Genomic DNA, 19,963 nt, shown 5'->3' with positions numbered 1-19,963 from the left:
TTTCTAAAAGGTAGCCGATAACTTTTTCCTACCTTCTGCAGCCCCAGAAGCAGATAACTTACTACACTCCCTAAAGGCAAAATGCTTACAGCCTAAACATTTGTTTTTATTAATCTGATCGAGGGCGTACTGAATTGCTTCACCCGTATGCTCAAAGAAATGATCCTCACCAATCAATTGATAGAGGCCGGTCTTCTGTAGAACCTTTACCGGCTGTGCATTCAGACCTGATATGATAACTATACCACTTTTTGAAAAATGACGGACAATACTGGCTAAAATCGCCTCACCCGTTGTGTCCATAAATGGTACCCGTCCCATTCGCAATAAAAGGATTTCTGGACGGTAGTTAATCGTACTCATGATCGTTTTTTCAAAGGTTTGAGCTGCCCCGAAAAACAAGGGACCCTCTACATTAAAAATACTAATTTGCGGACAATCATGTGTATCCGTCACCATATTTGTATCCACTTTTTCATGCTTATGCTCGCGGTTTGGCAAGGCCTTTGCCGTAACCGTTACATCACTCATCCGCTTCACAAAGATAAGTGCTGACATCACAAGACCTACTTCCACCGCAGTTGTCAAATTGACAAAAACCGTTAATAGAAAAGTAACGAGCAAGGTTAAAGAATCCATTGATTTTGTTTTAAATATATGGGAAAACACTTTTCTTTCACTCATGTTCCAAGCAACCACCATCAAAATCGGCGCCATACTCGCTAGCGGAATATAGGATGCATGGGGGGCAAAAAATAAGAGCACCAGTAAAACCACAATCCCATGTATAATCCCGGAAAACGGTGAAACAGCTCCATTTTTTATATTGGTTGCTGTACGGGCTAATGCCCCGGTTGCCGGAATTCCACCAAATAATGGTGTTATCATATTAGCTATGCCCTGCCCAATCAGTTCCTTATTGCTGTTATGGCGGCTATTGGTCATTCCATCCGCAACAACAGCAGATAATAGAGATTCAATCCCGCCAAGCATGGCAATGACAAAGGCCGATTTCAACAATTTTACAATCATTTCCATACTTAAATGTGGAATCTGAATTTGCGGTAATGCACTAGGGATTTCCCCATAGGCTGTTCCAATAGTCGCTACTTGACCAGGATAAAAAAATGTTGCCGCAAGGGTGGATACAACTAAACCAATCAGTGGGCCGGGCACCCTTGGCGCGATCTTTGGAGTCAATATAATCGTGATCAGGCAAATTCCTGCTGTTAAAATACTGTAAACATTGGCTGTACCGAGATGAACAAAGATTTCCTTTAGGTTGAGAATAAACTCTTCATGTTTTTTGATTCCAGAAAGTCCTAAAAAGCTTGCCACCTGCCCTGTAAAAATCGTTACGGCAATCCCGGTTGTAAAACCAATTGTGACTGGACGCGGAATGTATTTGATGAGCGAGCCTAGCTTAAAAATCCCCATCAATGTCAGCATAACCCCTGCTAAAAATCCAGCAATTAACAGGTTTTCATAGCCATAGGTCATGACGATTCCGAAAAGAATCGGTATAAACGCTCCGGTTGGACCGCCAATTTGGTACTTCGAACCGCCCAATAAGGAGATAAGGATCCCTGCGACAATCGTCGTATAGATTCCATACTCCGGCTTCACCCCTGAAGCGATGGCGAACGCCATTCCTAAAGGAATCGCGATGACTCCTACAATTAATCCCGAAATGAGGTCTTTTGGTACACTGCTTAAGGAATAACGATGGAATCTTTTGTCAATCAACATATGAACCCTTCTTATCTTCTTATTTTTATATATCTGATTATTTGAATATAGGATAATACTAAGATTTTAGCAATACTTTTTTTCAAAAAAATTTCACTTGTTTTCTATTATCGCAGGTGCTATAATAATAGAGCGATGAGCTGAGTTGTGTAAGCCGAAGAACATTCCTTTATGGAGCGCACTATGTGGAGTGTGGTTCTTCGCCTCAATACGCGAGAAGACGCCTTCTTTGAAAGGCGTCTTTTTTTGTTGAATTTTTCCATTCTTTAATAGCACATTTTTCCTAAATCTTTTACAATAAAGATAGAAGTTTGATTTGAAAAGTGGAGGGATAGACATGAATAACCACGAAATTGATTATAAAATTTATGGGGATGACATGCAGTTTGTTGAGGTGGAATTGGACCCGCAAGAAACGGTCATTGCTGAAGCAGGAAGCTTTATGATGATGGAAGATGACATACATATGGAAACGATTTTTGGTGATGGAAGCGGCGGTGGTGGCGGCCTTATGGGTAAATTATTCAGTGCCGGAAAACGGATGCTGACCGGTGAGAGCCTATTTATGACGACCTTTACGAATCAAGGCGTCGGTAAGAAACATGTCTCCTTTGCGGCTCCCTATCCTGGTAAAGTAATTCCGATGGACTTAAGTGAATTGGGCGGTAAAATTATTTGCCAAAAGGATGCATTCTTAGCCGCAGCAAAAGGGGTTACCGTTGGGATTGAATTCCAACGAAAGGTCGGCGTTGGTTTCTTCGGCGGCGAAGGTTTCATAATGCAAAAACTTGAAGGTGACGGACTAGCATTTGTTCATGCCGGTGGTACAATTATCCGCAAAGAACTTCTTCCTGGTCAAAGTCTGCGTGTCGATACCGGTTGCTTAGTAGCGTTGACGAGTAATGTTCAATATGATATTGAATTTGTAAAAGGAGTCAAAACCGCCTTGTTCGGCGGTGAGGGTTTATTCTTTGCCACATTGCGTGGGCCTGGCTCTGTTTGGATCCAATCGCTGCCGTTTAGCCGGTTAGCCAGCCGAGTGTTTGCTGCTGCCCCTTCCCGCGGCGGCGCTAAAGATGAAGGCAGCATTGCCAGAGGCATTTTTGATATGTTTAATGGGGATTGATAGAGAAAGCAGGGCCGTATTTTGGCCCTGCTTTTAGTCTGTTTAAAAATAAAAGTGGCGACTTTTTTTCGCTCGTCACTTTTAAAACATTATCTGGTCGGATTCTTTGGACTATTTTCGAGGATTTGGATGTTTTGATCCCTCTCTCCGCCATCTGAAAGCTCTTCGGAAAACTCATGATTTGCTTTGTTTCCTAATAGCATTTCAGACGATCGAATCGTTTCCGGTGGTAAATTATTATTGGGTGCTGCCTGCTCATTCCATTTTCCCATTAAAATCACCTCAACCTTAGTATTGATTTTTTTCATTTATTTATGATAAAAAACAAAAAAACGCTTCAATTTGAAGCGTTTCTTTGCAAGATATTATATAATCATTTTTTTGTTTTCTTTTAACTGTAGTTCTTGATCTTCTGTTCCGTCCTGCTCGCGATTCTTTTTAATTCTGAAATGATAAATTAAGTAGCAGACAATGACAAACGGAACACCTAGGTAAAGCGCTAAGCGTTGATCTTTATCGAACGCTAAACTTGCAAGAACAATAATATTTAATGTTAAGCCAAGGATTGGTAAAAGCGGGAAAAGCGGTGTTCTGAATTTTAGATCCTCCACTTTACCACCCTCACGGATAAACTTTCTGCGAAAGGCAATTTGTGAAGCCGTAATAGAAATCCAGCCTACTTGGGCACCCAATCCGGCTACAGAAAGGAGCCATAAAAATACAGTCTCTTCGGCAAAAAATCCTGATAATAATGATAATAATGCAATACCCATCGTTAGAATCAATGCGTTAATTGGAACTCCTCGTTTAGAAACTTTGGTAAGAACAGGGCTAGTCATTTTCTCTTTTGACATCGCAAACAACATCCGAGTTGCTGCATATAGACCAGAGTTTGCAACTGATAATAACGCAGTCAGGATAACAAAATTCATGATGTCTGCTGCATATGGAATTCCGATGCTATCAAAAACCACTACAAATGGGCTTTCTACAACCCCAGCTTTATTCATCGGGATAAGTCCAGCTACAACAAAGATTGCTAAAACAAAGAAGAAAAGTGTACGCCATACCGTTTGTTTAATTGATTGTGGAATGGTTTTTTCAGGTTCTTCACTTTCACCTGCAGCAATGCCGATTAGTTCTGTCCCTTGGAACGAAAAATTAACGGTTATCATGGTAATAAGTAAGGCCGTAAGACCATGTGGCAGGAGTCCATGAGCAGTAAAATTAGATAAAAATGGTGCAGGGGTTCCGCCCTTCATATGGATTAAACCAAACATGGCTGCTCCACCTAATACAATAAATAAAACAATTGCGGCAATTTTTATGCTAGCAAACCAAAATTCAGCTTCAGCAAACGCACGTGCAGAAAGTGCGTTTAGCCCGAATAAAACGATTGCAAAAACAGCACTCCAAATCCAAACAGGTGTGTCAGCAAACCATCTTTGCATCATCTGACCGGCAGATAACAATTCCAAGGCCACTGTGACTGCCCAGCCTAACCAATATAACCATCCTAGTGCAAAACCCGTTCCAGGACCAATAAATTTAGTGGTATACGTTTGAAACGAACCGGAAACCGGCATGGCAACCGATAGTTCGCCTAGGCAAAGCATCGTTAAAAACATAATAAATCCGCCTACAATATAGGAAAGGATCGCACCAGTTGGTCCTGCCTGGCTAATCGTAAACCCAGAACCAAGGAATAGACCTGAACCGATGACTCCCCCTAGGGAGATCATGAAAATATGTCTTGCCTTCATCGTTCGTTTTAATTCGTGATTGTTGTTTTCTGGAAAATTCATAGAATTTCTCCTTTCATCCCCGATGTGAATTCGCTTACAATATGATAAAAATAATGAAAATAGCGACAATTCTATGCAATAGGGAACGCTTTCAATGTCCCTGCCTGCATTGAGTAGAATAAGCTAAATTGATAAATTGTGCAACAGCCAATTCTTGTTAATCTATCACTATTTCTTCTTTAAATATGCAAGTTCCATGCCAACTATAAATTGTTTGATTTATGGACATTTTTCGACAATATACGCCAAATTTCTTTGCGTTTACATAAATAATTTTGCACATTACTGCAAAAAAAATGCTCCTTCCAAACAAAAGGAAAGAGCATTATATATTTTTACATAACCGTTGTTAAACCTTTCTCTTATACCCAGCCACGGAAGCGTGATGCTTCTGCTACTTTTCGAATTCCTACCATATATGCAGCTAATCTCATATCTACCTGATGAGTTTGAGCAGCTTGGTAAATATTTTCAAACGATTCGACCATTACTTTTTCAAGCTTCTCCTCAACTTCTTCTTCTGACCAATAATATCCTTGGTTATTTTGTACCCATTCGAAATAAGATACAGTTACACCACCAGCACTTGCAAGAATATCTGGAACAAGGAGTACGCCACGTTCAGTTAAAATTTTTGTTGCTTCAAGTGTAGTTGGTCCGTTCGCTGCTTCTACAATAATCGAAGCTTTAATTTTATCTGCATTGTGGGCAGTAATTTGGTTTGAAATTGCAGCAGGGATAAGAATATCGCAATCTGATTCAAGTAATTCTTCATTTGTAATCGTATTTTTAAATAGCTGAGAGAATGTTCCGAAACTATCTCTACGATCTAACAGGTCATTAATATCAAGACCATTTTCATCATAAATAGCGCCATACACATCCGAAACGCCAACAACTTTTGCACCTGCATCATGCATGAATTTTGCAAGGTAGCTTCCAGCGTTTCCGAACCCCTGAATAACTACACGTGCACCTTCCAACGCCATACCTTTTTTCTTAACTGCTTCTTTGACACACATTGTAACGCCAGCTGCCGTTGCTGTTTCGCGTCCTTGTGAACCACCAAGCACTAATGGTTTACCTGTGATAAATCCTGGAGAGTCAAACTCGCGTAAGCGGCTGTATTCATCCATCATCCATGCCATGATTTGTGAGTTTGTATAAACATCTGGTGCTGGAATATCTTTTGTTGGGCCTACAATCTGGCTGATTGCACGTACATAGCCGCGGCTTAAGCGTTCAAGCTCTCTGAATGACATTTTTTTCGGATCACAGATAATACCGCCTTTACCCCCTCCATATGGAAGGTTTGTGATTCCACATTTTAAACTCATCCAAATTGACAAAGCTTTTACTTCTTCCTCATTTACCTCTGGGTGGAAACGCACGCCACCTTTGGTTGGACCCACTGCATCATTGTGCTGGGAGCGGTAACCAGTAAAAATTTGAACAGTTCCATCATCCATTCTTACTGGAATGCGCACGGTTAACAAACGAATTGGCTCTTTTAATAACTCGAACATTTCGTTTGTATATCCTAATTTTGAAAGTGCTTTTTGAATCACTGTTTGGGTTGAGTAGAACAAATTTAATGATTCTTCTTCTTGTTGTTGTTCTTTTGTCATTTGATCTATCACAGTATTTGCGGTCATGATTGACACCTCTATAAATGTAATGGTATTGGTTTAACAAATATAATTATTTAGATAATACTTTTTCAATTTTTTCAAATGCCCAATCGATTTCTTCTTTAGAAATAATAAGCGGTGGTGCAAAGCGGATCACTGTATCATGTGTTTCCTTACAAAGGAGACCTTCTTCTTTCAATTGTTCGCAATATGGTCTTGCCTCTTCTGTTAATTCAACCCCGATAAATAATCCTCTTCCTCGAACTTCTTTAATCATAGGATTGTTGATGGTTTTTAATTTTTCAATGAAATAGTTACCTAATTCTAAAGAACGTTCAGCTAATTTCTCATCTTCAAGCACTTCTAAGGCTGCAATGGATACTGCACATGCAAGTGGGTTTCCACCGAATGTAGATCCGTGTGAACCTGGGTTAAATACACCTAATACATCTGAGTTTGCAACCACACAAGAGATTGGGAATACCCCGCCTCCAAGTGCTTTACCCAAGATTAACATGTCTGGAGTTACATCATCCCAGTCAACTGCAAACATTTTACCAGTACGTGCTAAACCTGCTTGAATTTCATCAGCAATAAATAAAACATTGTTTTCTTTACATAATTCAGATGCTGCTTTCAAGAAACCTTGAGGCGGAATTTTAATTCCAGCTTCCCCTTGGATTGGTTCAATGATAAATGCTGCTGTATTTGGAGTGATGGCTTCTTTTAATGCTTCTAAGTCACCGTATGGAACTAATTTAATTCCTGGAAGCATTGGTCCAAACCCGCGCTTATATTCTGCATCAGATGACATACTTACTGCACCCATTGTGCGTCCGTGGAAGTTGCCGATACAGGCAATAATTTCCGCTTGATCTTCTGCGATTCCTTTTACATCATAACCCCAGCGACGGGATGCTTTTAAAGCGGTTTCCACTGCTTCTGCACCAGTGTTCATTGGTAACACCATGTTTTTACCAGTTAATTCACTTACTTTTTCGTACCATGGACCAAGTTGATCACTGTGGAATGCACGTGATGTTAGTGTTACACGGTCTGCTTGGTCTTTTAATGCTTGAATGATTTTTGGATGACGATGTCCTTGGTTTACTGCTGAATACGCACTTAGCATATCCATGTATCGAATACCTTCTGGGTTTTCTACCCAAACTCCTTCAGCCTTCGCAATAACGATTGGCAGTGGATGGTAGTTATTAGCACCATATTTTTGTGTTTGCTCAATAATGTTAGATGATTTTTGAGTTGTAGCTAGTGTCATGTTATATTTCCCCTTTCATTTCGTTGCATTAAATTAATATGCAAGTTTCGTGCCAACTTGTATTTTTGCGGGTTGAAAAGGGTTTCAGCTTTTTAAGTGCCATTTCATTTTGCATAAATTGATTTTTTAATCACTTAAACGCAAAAATATTTTGCACATCAGATGTTTTTCCGTTAATATAGAATCATAGAGAAAGAAGCAAGGGGAATGACTATGGAGAAAAAATCTATTGAATACTTAGAATATGTTAATCAGATGTACAAACGGATTTTGGATGAAGTGGATGTTGGTGTTCATGCCGTGGACGGTTCTGGAAAAACCATCATCTATAACAAAAAAATGATGCAAATGGAATCGATGGATATCCAAGACGTTATTCATAAAAATCTACTAGATGTTTTCAGGTTTAAAGATAATCAATCTAGTACACTCGTTAAAGCTTTACAGGAAGGTAAGGAAACCAAAAATGTAAAGCAAACGTACTTTAATAATAAGGGACGAGAAATTTCAACCATTAATAACACCATTCCATTTTATACCGACGGGGTAATTCAAGGTGCGGTGGAAATCGCGAATGATATCACAAAGCTTGAGCGCCTCATGAAGGGGAATATGAGCGGTAAGGGTGCACCAAGTTTTACCTTTGATAGTATTATCGGGGAAAGTCCGGCAATCAGAGAGGTCATTGAAAGCGCAAAGCGGGCAACGCGTACCTCTTCCTATGTGTTAATTGTCGGTGAAACCGGCACAGGGAAAGAGCTTTTTGCACAAAGCATCCATAATGGCAGTAACCGCTTATCAGGCCCATTCATTTCTCAGAACTGTGCGGCTCTTCCTGATAATTTAATAGAAAGTTTGCTTTTTGGGACAAAGCGCGGGGCGTTCACAGGTGCAATGGATACCCCAGGACTATTTGAACAAGCAAATGGCGGAACTCTTCTACTGGATGAAATCAATTCATTAAATATGAATCTTCAAGCGAAATTACTGCGCGTTCTTCAGGAAAAAACAATTAGAAGGATTGGGGATACAAAGGATACCCCTGTGGATGTTCGTGTTATCGCCAATATTAACGAAGATCCGATTGATGCGGTTGCCAATAATCATATGCGTAAGGACCTTTATTACCGGCTTGGGGTCGTAACTGTATTTATCCCGCCATTAAGGGAACGGAAAGAGGATATTCCGCTACTTGTCGGTCATTTCATTCAAAAATATAATAAGCGATTCCATATGAATGTAAAAGGATTGCACGAAGAGGTGCAAGAATCCTTTCTTGAATATGACTGGTTTGGGAATGTTCGTGAGCTTGAGCATGTGATTGAAGCAGCCATGAATAATATGTTGGATGAAGAATTGATCCGCTATACACATCTTCCTTATCAATATCGGAATAAAATGCAACTGAAAGAGCGGATGATTCCGATTTCTTCGGTTGAAACCTTTATTAACCGCAATGAGGACGTTGCTGTTCCATTGAAGGAACAGATGGAGTTATTTGAAAAGTCTTATATTGAACATGTTTTGAAAAAGAATGATGATAATATCTCCAGAACAGCAAAATTACTTGGGCTAAGCCGCCAAAGTCTGCAGTATCGGATGAAGAAACTGAAAATCGAATAAAAATAAGGCGGTGTGCAAAATTTTATTGCACACTGCCTTTTTGTTTTAAGATTTTCCTGCTACCAAAGTATACGTTTTCGGTAAGCCGATATCATGGATTTTATGATTAGGTTCTTCTTCTAACACCAGTATTTGAAGGCCGTTTTGCCCTACAGCGGTTACCACTTCCCCCATCGTCCATTTTCGCTGTAATGACTTCGAAAGCTCCGACTGGTGTTCGGAACCCATATGCTTCGAAAAAGCGACATTGACTTCTTCTAATGACGGATCAAAATAATTCCCCGTCACTTTATGTTTTTTCCCGCTTGAAGTAATGAGCTTTGTGGAGATGGGATGAAATTCATGAAGAATAAAGATTCCACCTTTAGAAAGCTTGGAATAAATAGTTGAAAATAACGGATGTAAATCAATAAAATAATGTAATACCCCTAATTCCAGTAATACCATGTCATACGCTTCATTTTGAATCATATCTGGAAGGTTTAAAATATCCGAGACAACATATTCTAGTGAAACCCCTGCTTCTCGTGCAACTTCTTTAGCAAAACGTTCATTTTCCGCAGAAAAATCAACAATCGTTACATTTGCCCCCAATAAGGAAAGGGCCACCCCCTTAACCCCGTTCGATCCCATTAAATGAAGGACTTTTTTTTCTTTTAGATCCCCCATATATTTTAAAAATGGGTGGAGACGCCAATCCGGATTCTCTTTTATTTTTAGCGCAGCATTGGCAGGCTCTCCATAGCGATTGATTAATGCTTCGTAATTATTCTGATTCCATGCCCTTTGATTGGCTTCTGTCATTTGTTTTTGATTATTTAAGAGATAAGAATGAACCTTCTCAGCTAGCACCGGATTAGCTTTGGGGTTATACAGGTATGTATAAAATGATAAACACCAAACCATTACTTCCTCTATGTCTACCGCAATACGGTAAGGGTTGGTTCGGATAGTTGTATTATATTCGCAATGAATATGTACCATATTTTCATTGTAACCAAACGTGAACGAAGCACTCTTAACATCTTTTTTAATCTCAGAAGGCAAATCATCTAAGAACAAATCATATACCTGTGCAAGCGCATCCCATTGGACATCAATAAAAATCGATTTCGAACTTTCCATCTGAATTCCCTGTATTGCCAAGGAAGTTGGACCAACAAATTGATAAGAGATATTTTTTTCTTCAAATAATTTAGCTAGACTAAGAATAGTTTTCATAGTGCCTGGCACCACCCGAATTTTGTCGAATTTTATTTCACAATCTTGATTGATCATACATAAACTATATTAAGAGTATTACTTTCAAGACATGACTCATTATAGCAATTAAGTAAAATTCTCTGCAATGGAATCTAATTATTCTAACGGATTCTGTTTTTAAAGGAAATATACGAGCATAAATATTCCATTTTTTACTCATACTAATGAAAAACTGAGGTGATGGAAATGGGATTACTCAACTCCTATAATCAATGGAGAGAAAATAAATATCAAAATTTTGTCTCCAATATGAAAGACCAAGGCAAATGTCCTGATTGCCAAGGCAGAGGCTACACCGTTTATCCCTATAATGAATTTGCTTATTTCAATTCCTTTGAATGCCCAGGCTGTCAGGGCAGCGGTACGTATACAGATTGGGAAGAAACGAGATAATCATTAAAAATCAAACCCTTCGATAGAATCTCGAAGGGTTATTTTGCCGAAATTATTTTATTTTCCTTTATTTGTGAAAACTACCTAAAGGAATGTATCTAGTATCATTGCTACAGCAAACGCTACAAAAGAAAGAATCGTTTCTAATACGGTCCACGTTTTAAAGGTTTCTACCACACTTAATCCTAAATACTCTTTTACCATCCAGAAGCCGGCATCGTTCACATGTGAAAACATTAAGGAACCTGCACCTGTCACAATAACCAGCAATTCAAGGTTAACCCCAGACATATTCTGAATGACAGGTGATACAATTCCGGCTGCCGTGGTGAGTGCGACGGTTGCAGACCCCGTAGCAATTCGGATTAAACCCGCGATGATGAAAGCAAGTACCAATGGAGACAGGGATAAATTATTTGCCATTTTTGCAATGGTATCCCCTACCCCACTCTCAATTAAAATTCCTTTAAATCCCCCACCCGCACCAATAATGAGCGCAATCGACCCAATTGGGAGCAAGCATTCTTCGGTCAATTTCTTAATCAAGCCACGGTCCATTCCCTTGCGCATCCCGAGAAAATAATAAGCCACAAAAACGGAAATGAGGAGCGCAATAATCGGACTACCGATAAAGGTAAAAAATTTCATTAATCCTGGCGTTAAACCCATATAAGGTGCTACAGCCGATAAAACCATCAAAATAACCGGCAGAAGAATAATAAAAAAGGATATCCCTGTTCCAGGTAAAGAAGTGGACCTGGTTTCAATTTTAATTAATTCAGGCTCTCCTTCTGGAATCACCCGTTTATGAACCCATTTTGCAAATACCGGGCCTGCGAGGATTGCCGGTATTATCGCAACAACGAGGGAATAGATTAAGACTTTTCCAAGATTGGCTTTATAAATACTAATGGCTGCTAATGCCCCTGGGTGCGGCGGCACAAGGCCGTGAACAATAGATAAACCTGTAATACACGGCAGTGCGATTAGTAAAATATTTTGCTTGGATGTTTTCCAAACGGAAATGACCAATGGTAATAAAATTAAGATTCCTACTTCAAAAAATACGGGAATACCGATAATAAAACCAGATAGTAACATCGCCCATGGCAGGTTCTTAACTCCAAATGCTCGAATAAAAAATTCTGCTATTTGTGTCCCTGCACCTGTGTCGGCCATCATTTTACCCAGTATGGTTCCTAAGGCAAGAATGCCAATTAAGTGTCCTAATACACCGCCAACCCCTGTCTCATAAGCCGCAACAATTTTATCAAGAGGCACTCCAGCTACTAGTGCTAAAAACATACTGGCTACAAGTAAGCTAATAAATGCATGCCATTTAAATACCGATACTCCGATCACAACAATGAGAATCGAGATGACTGTCATCAACAATAAGTAAGTATCCAATATATTTTCACCGTCCTATTAAAGTGTTTTCCTGAATTTTTCCCAGGAAGATAGTGAACAATCAATCCTTCTATGATTTTCTATTAGATTAGGTGTATTGTTTACCATGTCACAAATGAAAATACAAAATTTTTCTACCGCATATTAAAAAGGGTTTTGGAAACGTTAAACATATGTCTGTTGATCATTTTCTAGGGGGTTAAACAATGTCTGTGTTTGTTTACCAAACGTTTGAAATAAAACAGGACAAATTTAAAGAAGCCATCGAAAATTTAAAGGAAATTAAAAAGTTTCGGAACGAAAATTATAATCATAAAGTAGAAATCTTAACACCAATTTCGGGCAAAGATCATACGTATTCCTTTTTTTCCACTTATGAGGGGCTGGCAGAAATGGAATTACAGAACAAAAAAATGTTTGACGATGAGGATTACTTAAAATTAATCAGTGAGTTCTTTTTAGAAAATGTTGTTCAAGGAAGTATGTATACACAAATCTTTCGGACCATTAATGAAGGGAAAGGGTAAAAAAAGGGTCCAGCTCCCCCATCGATGGAACTGGATCTTTTTGCCTATAAAAACCGATTATTCGATATAACCCTCCTACTAGCAAAATGATATGATTATCACCGAGATTACTATATTACAAGGATGAATTACATGAACAAATTAGTCGTCTTCGCACTGATTTCCACTACAATTCTTACTAGCTGCGGCTTAAAAGAGGCTAATGCTAAAATGAGCAAAGAAAATAAACAGATTGGATATTCTTCGAAAGCGCGGTCAATGATCCAAGATGATTCTTATCCGGAAGTGGACAATCGGCCTATTTTTCAACCGAAAGCCACTATTTCTATAAGTCCCATTACTTTTGAATCCACTAATGCAGTCATTACAACAGAAGATTTTAAGGAAAATGTTCAAAAAATTCGTTACCATATTTGGCGGACAGCAGACGGCCCGCAAGATATGAAAACCTTCTCTTCAGCTGAGGCTGCTAGTGATTTTTCATTTCTGTTTGATACAAATGAATTTTCAGGAAAACGTGGCGAGTACCAAGTGGCAGTCTATGCCGTTCAAGGGGATGGTCTTGAAAAGCTTATTGCAAAATCTACTTTAACCTTCCAACAGCATGTCCCGATTTTGATGTATCATGCCATTGATCATTATAATGGTGTCGGACTACGGGAATTATTTGTTTCTCCCGCTAATTTTGAAGAGCAGATGCGCTATTTAAAGGATCACGGCTATACCTTCCTGACTTTTGAACGCTGGGGTGAGGTCAATAAAGTAAATAAGCCAGTTCTTATTACCTTTGATGACGGAATGAAAAACAATTTAAATGCTTTATGGATCCTGCAAAAATTACAGGATGACACCTTCCATCCGGTTGCGACCGATTATGTTATTGCTGGGTCGATTGATAAAAATACTACTCGGCTCTCTTCTGCTAATATAAAAGAAATGGTGGATTCAGGTATTTTCTCCATCCAGTCTCACACGATGTCACATGCAGACCTGCCCAAGGTGACGAATTTTGAAGAAGAGCTTGGGGGCTCAAAGGAAATAATTGAACAGGTGACCGGAAAACCTGTAATAGCCATTGCCTATCCATTCGGCCATGTTGATGCCGCAGTTGTCGAAGAAACGAAAAAATATTATCATTATGGAACAACTACTAAGCCAGGAAAATTTATTGAATCAGGTGAGCCGGATGAAATGCTTCTCATGAGACGAGTGCGGATTTCCAACTCAACTACGATTAATCAATTTGCTGCATTAGTGCAATCCTGGTAGGAAGCTTTTGAAGAGCTTTAAAAACTTCCCTATTAAATAAGAAGAAAAATAAAAAACCAAACAATGCACTGTTTGGTTTATTTTCTTGAGGAACGATTGTATTTTCTTAAAAGCTGTCCAAATAATTCTCGTTCTTCGTCCGACCATTCCTCTAAAACTTCATTGATTCTTTCAATTCGTGCTTCCTGATGATCAAAAAATTCCTTTTTCCCTAATTCCGTTATCTGAAGGGTGTAAGCCCTGCCATCCAATGGGTCAGGTATTCGGTATACATATCCTTTTTGTTCAAGGGCAGCCGTCTGCCTGCTTACCGTAGAAATATCCAACTGGAATTCATCCGCAAGGACCTTTGCTCCTGCTGGTCCTTTTGAAATAATCCGATGTAATAAAAGATAGGCGGAGCGATCAAGATGCCCAATTTTTCTATTTGCCGAAGTCACTCGGCGGATTAGGATTGCCAGCTCAAGATCTATGGTTTCCACTGAATGATCCCCCATATATATCCACCTCGCTTTATCAATTCTTTATCAACATCGTACCACACTGAAAATTTTTTTGGAATCAATTATCTATAGTCGAACTGAACCTGTAAATATTCTCCATCGATCAGAATACACTATTGACAGGAATGAAAATAGTTGTATAATACAAATATATACTTTTATTATACAACTTTTTTAACATGGAAAGCTATGTACAAGGGAGGGATTAGATGCAAGCTCACGATATCATGATTAGTCAAGTACACAAAGTAAAGGATACAGACACAGTCCGGTCTGTGATTGAGAAATTTATTGAATTTGGAATCAGCGGTCTTCCAATTGTAAATGACAGGAATGAAATTGTTGGTTATATCAGTGACGGGGATATTCTAAGATTTATTGGAAAACATGATGACCGAATCGTTGACTCTTTCTATTATGCATTCGTCATTAAAGGGGATAATGAGGACTTCGAGGAAAGAGAACGAAGAATCTTGGCGTTAAACGTAATGGAAATTGCCAAAAAGAAGGTTTATAAGGTTTCTTGGGATGAGGAAATGGAGAATATTGCGGCTGTTTTAGGAAAAAAACAAATTAAAAAAGTTCCAGTTGAACGAAACGGAGTTTTAGTTGGGATTATTAGCCGCGGGGATGTTATTCGAAATTCATTTAAAGGCCTTCTTTAATCTTCATAAAATTAAATACAAACAAAGGGGAAATGTATATGTCATCATCACCAGAATCTGTTGCTTCTTCGCCGACAAAATCGGCCTCGAATGTAGAAGCTAAGGCAGGTTTACTAAGTCAACCAAGAGCAGTATGGGCTGTTTTTTTTGCCTGTATTATTGCCTTCATGGGGTTAGGCCTTGTTGACCCAATTCTTGTTACCATAAGTGAAAAACTCCATGCAACACCAAGTCAAACTACCCTTCTATTCACAAGCTACAATGCTGTCATGGCAGTGGCCATGTTGATCACCGGAATGATTTCTTCACGACTCGGCATCAAATGGACACTTCTCTCCGGAATCGTTATCATTGCCGTATTTTCAGCCCTAGGCGGGTTATCAAATAATATTTGGGCACTAGTTGGATTGCGCGGTGGCTGGGGTCTTGGAAATGCCTTATTCGTTGCTACTGCCTTGGCAGCGATTGTCTCACTATCAAACAGCGGTACTGCAAAGGCGATTATTTTATACGAAGCAGCAATTGGGCTTGGAATTTCCGTTGGTCCACTACTTGGCGGCTGGCTTGGCGGTATGTCTTGGAGAGGCCCATTTTTAGGTGTAGCTTCTTTAATGGTTATTGCATTTATCGGTCTTATTGCCTTAATGCCAAATACTAAACCAAAAAATATTTCTCAAGCTAAAACATCTCTAAAAGATCCTTTTAAGGCATTAAAACATCGTTCTTTATTAGTTTTTGGTATTGCAGCTGCTTTATACAACTTTGGTTTCTTTACGCTGCTTGCGTTTGCTCCATTCGTTATGGGGCTCGATGAACACGGAATCGGCTTTGTTTTCCTTGGCTGGGGAATTTTACTTGCCGTTACTTCCGTCTTTATGGCTCCAATTCTTCAAAGACGATTTGGAACCGTTAAATCCATGTGTTTCATGTTAACCATATTCGCAGTTGTGTTAGCTATCATGGGAATCTGGACATCTACACAATGGGTGGTTATTGCAGCAGTTATTTTTGCCGGAGCATTATTAGGAAATAACAACACGCTCATTACAACTGCCGTGATGAATTCTGCTCCTGTTGAGCGTTCTACTGCATCTGCTGCATACAGTTTCTTACGTTTTATTGGTGGAGCAATTGCTCCCTATTTCGCCGGAAAATTGGCGGAATGGTATAACCCGAGTACACCGTTTTATGTTGGTGCAGCATTTGTTTTAATATCAGTTATCTTTATTGCACTTAACCATAATCATATCAAACATGTCGATAACGCTGAAGTCGGTCATTGATTTGATTGGAGGGTCTACCCTGTTTGGGCAGATCCTTTTTAATGGATTTTTTTCTTCTTAAAGCGGCCTCGAACATCGGATACATCCGCAATCGCTAAAAATGCGGAAGGATCAATATCTTCAACCAACATTTTTAACTTTGATTCCTCAAGTCTTGTAATAATACTAAAAATAACCTTTTTATTGTCGCCAGAAAAAGCACCTTTCCCTTCAAAATAGGTAACTCCGCGACCTAAACGTTCAGTAACTGCCTGTCCAATGGCTTGTGCTTTTTCGCTGATGATCCAAACAGATTTCGATCCTTCCATTCCGGCTACCACTGTATCAATAGCTTTCGTGGCTAGAACATAAGCTAATAGGGAGTACATAGCTCGGTCCCAGCCAAATACAAATCCTGAGGTACCTAAAATAAATATATTAATAAACATGATGATTTCCCCAACGGAAAAGGGAACCTTTTTATGAATGACGATTGCCAGAATTTCAGTTCCATCTAAAGCACCGCCATTTCGAATTACGATTCCAACGCCTATACCAGCGATAATCCCGCCAAAAACAGTTGCAAGAAGAATATCATTTGTAAAGGCAGGAACGGGGTGAAAAAGAGAGGTAAAAATAGATAATACGAAAATCCCATATATAGTTGAAAACGCGAAAGATTTACCTAGATGCTTAAATCCTAAATAAACGAAGGGCAAATTAAAAAGGAAAAGAAAAATTCCAAGCTGCCAGCCTGCTATATGTGACAGCATAATCGAAATCCCGGTAATTCCCCCATCAATAACATGGTTCGGTACTAAAAATATTTCCAGTCCGGTCGCCATAATTATAGCTCCAATAGTAATGGCTATCGCTCTGCTAATGATTTTACTTAATGGATACTTACGGTGTTGAATCGTATTGATCCCTTCGGTCATGTCATCACCCTTTATATTTATATTTTTATGTTACCTATTCATTAGAAAATATATCTATCTTTATTATATCATATTTTCTGCGAAAAAATGAACCTTAGTTCATATTTACGACACTAAAAAACCAGCACGAGGCTGGTTAAGTCTTATTTATTCAATATCTTTCAAGTAATTCAATGATTACTTTAAATGTCGAAGTAGTATCCATATAGGCATATCGCCCTTTGCCATTCCAAAAGTTTCCCCTTTGGATGACAGGATAGCCCATTTCCTCCAGCATTTTTATTTTTCCATCCATATCCTCTACCACAAATGAAATATGGTGGACACATTCCCCATATGTATCAAGATGTTTTTTCCACGTGCTTGGGGAATCGCCTGGTTCAATTATTTCGAGTTGAATGAGCGGAGTATTAATAAACATATACTTGGATTTTCCCTCTGTTGGCACCCCTTCAAAAACAACCTGGGTAAGTTCGCTGGGACCAGATTTGATCACAGCAGGTTTTTCCACACCTAACAATTTACAATACGCATCAGCAGCAGCATCTAAATCATTCACGACAATCGCCAGCTGCTCTACTTTATTCGTGCCAAGGAGCGGAGGAGTAAATACCTCCGTTCTTGGAGTTGTATCCCTTGGTTCAGCACTTTCAAGCAATTCAACTAAAGTCTTATGATCCTTCAATGTATTCACATAAACGTATCGTCCGTCACTAGAGGTAAATTCACCGCTCTGCAGTAGAGAATAACCATTTTCCTCAAAAATTGGCAGCATATCTTGAATGGAATCTACGTCAAAGGCAATATGATGAATCCCTTCGCCCACGGTATCTAGAAATTCACGCATCGTCCCTGGTTCTTTATCTGGTTCGATTAATTCAAATTGGACAGTCGGGGTATTCATAAAGACCAGCTTACTGCGCGAATCGGTAGGCTCTCCACGAAAAACTACCTTTGAAACTTCGCGGTCTCCTGTTAAAAACCATTTTGGCTTTGGTATACCCAAAAGTTTTGCAAATGCCTCCGATGTCTGTTCAATATCATTGACAACAAAGGCAAGTTGATTGATGACATTATTTCCAGCCAATGGCTGTTTTGCAGTCAGCGGTTCGTTCATTAAAACCCCTCCCTCTTTACAAATCAACCAAGACCACGGACGGACAATCCCCCGTCGCTTGAAATCACTTCCCCAGTAATGGCACGAGCCTGATCAGAAGCAAGCAAAACATAGGCCCCAACATGATCTTCTGGCATCTGCGCGAGTTGAAGTGGGTTTCGCTTTTTAATACTTTTCGCTTTTGTCTCATTATCGACAATTTTAACAAATGGATGCAGTGGTGGAATAACCGTGAGTTCTGTAAGTGTGCCTCCTGGGGCTACCGCATTTACCCGAATATTTGGTGCGAGTTCGAACGCAAGCTGGCGCATTAGTCCGACTTGAGCATGCTTGCTTGCTGTATACCAAACGCCGCCGCCATCAGGATAGAAACTTGCACCTGACACGGAAAAAATAATATTGCCATTTGTTTTTTGCAATTCTTCAAGAGCTGCTTTAACGCCGAAAAATGAACCTTTTACATTAATATTGAGAAGGAAATCATACGCTTCGGAAAGCGCCTCAGGAGTCACATCAGCAAATTTAGCAAATCCATCGAAGACGCCTGCGTTAGCAATAAAAACATCCAACTTGCCAAATTTCTCAACAGTAGCTTGAACGGCTTGCTCATTGTCCTCGTATTTGCTAACATCTCCCTGAATAGTAAGAATATTTTCACCAAATTCTTCGTTCATTTTCACTAACTTTTCTTTAGAACGGCCGATAATGCCCACTTTTGCTCCTTCTTGTATAAAACGGCGTGTGACAGCTTCTCCTATTCCTGAAGCTCCACCTGTAATCAAAACTACTTTATCTTTTAAAGCCATCGCCATTGAACATTACCTCCCTGGTTGTCTATTGTACGTGAATAAGCTGCTATACGAAAATTGCAAGATTTCTCGTGTTTATTGTTGTTTGATCAATAATGAATTCTCTTTTAGAAAGCTTCCACTCCCCATCAATGTATGTGAATTCATCGTGACGTTCCCCTGAAATAAGATCATGATGGATATCCGTACTGCGGCTTCGGTAGATGGTTAAATAGCTGTTTACAACCGCTTTTTCATTTGGAGTAAATTCAAGCAGTTGTACATTATTAACAGATCTCCTTGTACGCGATGGCGGGATTTCAGCCCATGCATAATCAGTTTTTAAACGGTCTACTCGAATTTTCAATAATTCGTAGTCATCATCAAAAGCAAACATATTTAAAGAATAATCAGGACGTTCTATCCCTTCTTTGTTGACCCTCACCGGCATTTGATAAGCGATATTCGGGTGAAGTAAATTAAACCATCCATCAAAATCAATATCATCAAGAAACTTTGCTTCACGGTATAACCATTGTTCAAATTCATAGGTCGCCAGCATTTTTTCCATACTCATTCTTGATTCCCCCAATCAATGAAATCCCTTCCATTAAA

General features: G+C 39.3%; 19 protein-coding genes. 7 read left to right on the top strand and 12 right to left on the bottom strand.

Annotation, left to right across the window (positions count from 1 at the left end; genetic code table 11):
• Positions 1–3: 3 nt before the first annotated feature.
• Complete coding sequence (locus ACFQZ9_RS08395) at positions 4–1,749, bottom strand: SulP family inorganic anion transporter (RefSeq protein WP_498943238.1); 1,746 nt, start codon at positions 1,747–1,749, stop codon at positions 4–6.
• A gap of 337 nt (positions 1,750–2,086) precedes the next feature.
• Between ACFQZ9_RS08395 and ACFQZ9_RS08390 the strand changes: the two genes are divergently transcribed.
• Positions 2,087–2,875: a TIGR00266 family protein gene (locus ACFQZ9_RS08390; RefSeq protein WP_198309765.1), complete on the top strand. Its 789-nt coding sequence runs from the start codon at positions 2,087–2,089 to the stop codon at positions 2,873–2,875.
• A gap of 89 nt (positions 2,876–2,964) precedes the next feature.
• On the opposite strand, the gene ACFQZ9_RS08385 is transcribed toward ACFQZ9_RS08390, so the two are convergent.
• The 4 genes from ACFQZ9_RS08385 to ACFQZ9_RS08370 all read right to left on the bottom strand — a co-directional run bounded on the left by ACFQZ9_RS08385 (position 2,965) and on the right by ACFQZ9_RS08370 (position 7,590).
• A complete protein-coding gene (locus tag ACFQZ9_RS08385; RefSeq protein ID WP_498943237.1) occupies positions 2,965–3,147 on the bottom strand; it encodes a hypothetical protein in 183 nt (60 codons plus the stop codon).
• Positions 3,148–3,240: 93 nt separating this feature from the next.
• On the bottom strand, positions 3,241–4,680 hold the full coding sequence (locus ACFQZ9_RS08380) for an amino acid permease (protein WP_198309763.1): 1,440 nt from the start codon (positions 4,678–4,680) through the stop codon (positions 3,241–3,243).
• A gap of 362 nt (positions 4,681–5,042) precedes the next feature.
• On the bottom strand, positions 5,043–6,308 hold the full coding sequence (locus ACFQZ9_RS08375) for a Glu/Leu/Phe/Val family dehydrogenase (protein WP_498943608.1): 1,266 nt from the start codon (positions 6,306–6,308) through the stop codon (positions 5,043–5,045).
• 73 nt (positions 6,309–6,381) lie between these two features.
• A complete protein-coding gene (locus tag ACFQZ9_RS08370; protein ID WP_498943236.1) occupies positions 6,382–7,590 on the bottom strand; it encodes an aspartate aminotransferase family protein in 1,209 nt (402 codons plus the stop codon).
• 213 nt (positions 7,591–7,803) lie between these two features.
• On the opposite strand from ACFQZ9_RS08370, the gene ACFQZ9_RS08365 reads away from it, so the two are divergent.
• Positions 7,804–9,213: a sigma-54 interaction domain-containing protein gene (locus tag ACFQZ9_RS08365; protein ID WP_498943235.1), complete on the top strand. Its 1,410-nt coding sequence runs from the start codon at positions 7,804–7,806 to the stop codon at positions 9,211–9,213.
• Between the two features lie 45 nt (positions 9,214–9,258).
• On the opposite strand, the gene ACFQZ9_RS08360 is transcribed toward ACFQZ9_RS08365, so the two are convergent.
• A complete protein-coding gene (locus ACFQZ9_RS08360) occupies positions 9,259–10,434 on the bottom strand; it encodes a class I SAM-dependent methyltransferase (protein WP_498943233.1) in 1,176 nt (391 codons plus the stop codon).
• Between the two features lie 228 nt (positions 10,435–10,662).
• Between ACFQZ9_RS08360 and ACFQZ9_RS08355 the strand changes: the two genes are divergently transcribed.
• The gene (locus tag ACFQZ9_RS08355; protein WP_026575151.1) at positions 10,663–10,869 is read left to right on the top strand and encodes a DnaJ-like cysteine-rich domain-containing protein; all 207 of its coding nucleotides are present in this window, start codon (positions 10,663–10,665) and stop codon (positions 10,867–10,869) included.
• An 84-nt stretch (positions 10,870–10,953) separates the two neighbouring features.
• On the opposite strand, the gene ACFQZ9_RS08350 is transcribed toward ACFQZ9_RS08355, so the two are convergent.
• Positions 10,954–12,279, bottom strand: a complete 1,326-nt coding sequence (locus tag ACFQZ9_RS08350; protein ID WP_498943231.1) for a GntP family permease — start codon at positions 12,277–12,279, stop codon at positions 10,954–10,956.
• A gap of 206 nt (positions 12,280–12,485) precedes the next feature.
• On the opposite strand from ACFQZ9_RS08350, the gene ACFQZ9_RS08345 reads away from it, so the two are divergent.
• Together ACFQZ9_RS08345 and ACFQZ9_RS08340 are read left to right on the top strand one after the other, a co-directional pair.
• Positions 12,486–12,806: a hypothetical protein gene (locus tag ACFQZ9_RS08345; protein ID WP_498943229.1), complete on the top strand. Its 321-nt coding sequence runs from the start codon at positions 12,486–12,488 to the stop codon at positions 12,804–12,806.
• A gap of 132 nt (positions 12,807–12,938) precedes the next feature.
• A complete protein-coding gene (locus ACFQZ9_RS08340) occupies positions 12,939–14,075 on the top strand; it encodes a polysaccharide deacetylase family protein (RefSeq protein WP_498943227.1) in 1,137 nt (378 codons plus the stop codon).
• A gap of 77 nt (positions 14,076–14,152) precedes the next feature.
• Here the strand turns inward: ACFQZ9_RS08340 and ACFQZ9_RS08335 are convergent, their stop codons facing one another.
• Complete coding sequence (locus ACFQZ9_RS08335; RefSeq protein ID WP_498943225.1) at positions 14,153–14,557, bottom strand: MarR family winged helix-turn-helix transcriptional regulator; 405 nt, start codon at positions 14,555–14,557, stop codon at positions 14,153–14,155.
• 230 nt (positions 14,558–14,787) lie between these two features.
• On the opposite strand from ACFQZ9_RS08335, the gene ACFQZ9_RS08330 reads away from it, so the two are divergent.
• Positions 14,788–15,243 (top strand): CBS domain-containing protein, encoded by a 456-nt coding sequence (locus tag ACFQZ9_RS08330; RefSeq protein WP_498943223.1) that lies wholly within the window; start codon positions 14,788–14,790, stop codon positions 15,241–15,243.
• A 38-nt stretch (positions 15,244–15,281) separates the two neighbouring features.
• On the top strand, positions 15,282–16,526 hold the full coding sequence (locus ACFQZ9_RS08325) for an MFS transporter (protein ID WP_498943221.1): 1,245 nt from the start codon (positions 15,282–15,284) through the stop codon (positions 16,524–16,526).
• Positions 16,527–16,564: 38 nt separating this feature from the next.
• Here ACFQZ9_RS08325 and ACFQZ9_RS08320 read toward each other — a convergent pair whose 3' ends face one another.
• The 4 genes from ACFQZ9_RS08320 to ACFQZ9_RS08305 form a co-directional block, all read right to left on the bottom strand.
• Positions 16,565–17,443: a YitT family protein gene (locus ACFQZ9_RS08320; RefSeq protein WP_498943219.1), complete on the bottom strand. Its 879-nt coding sequence runs from the start codon at positions 17,441–17,443 to the stop codon at positions 16,565–16,567.
• Positions 17,444–17,594: 151 nt separating this feature from the next.
• Entirely contained in the window at positions 17,595–18,560 is a 966-nt protein-coding gene (locus ACFQZ9_RS08315; protein ID WP_498943218.1) for a VOC family protein, read from the bottom strand.
• 23 nt (positions 18,561–18,583) lie between these two features.
• Positions 18,584–19,372: an SDR family NAD(P)-dependent oxidoreductase gene (locus ACFQZ9_RS08310; protein WP_498943217.1), complete on the bottom strand. Its 789-nt coding sequence runs from the start codon at positions 19,370–19,372 to the stop codon at positions 18,584–18,586.
• A 43-nt stretch (positions 19,373–19,415) separates the two neighbouring features.
• Complete coding sequence (locus ACFQZ9_RS08305) at positions 19,416–19,925, bottom strand: aromatic-ring-hydroxylating dioxygenase subunit beta (protein ID WP_498943216.1); 510 nt, start codon at positions 19,923–19,925, stop codon at positions 19,416–19,418.
• Positions 19,926–19,963: the final 38 nt, after the last annotated feature.

This window comes from Neobacillus sp. GCM10027624, assembly GCF_042675345.1.
GTDB lineage: Bacteria > Bacillota > Bacilli > Bacillales > Cytobacillaceae > Neobacillus > Neobacillus cucumis_D.
This window is presented reverse-complemented; position numbering and strand designations above follow the sequence as displayed.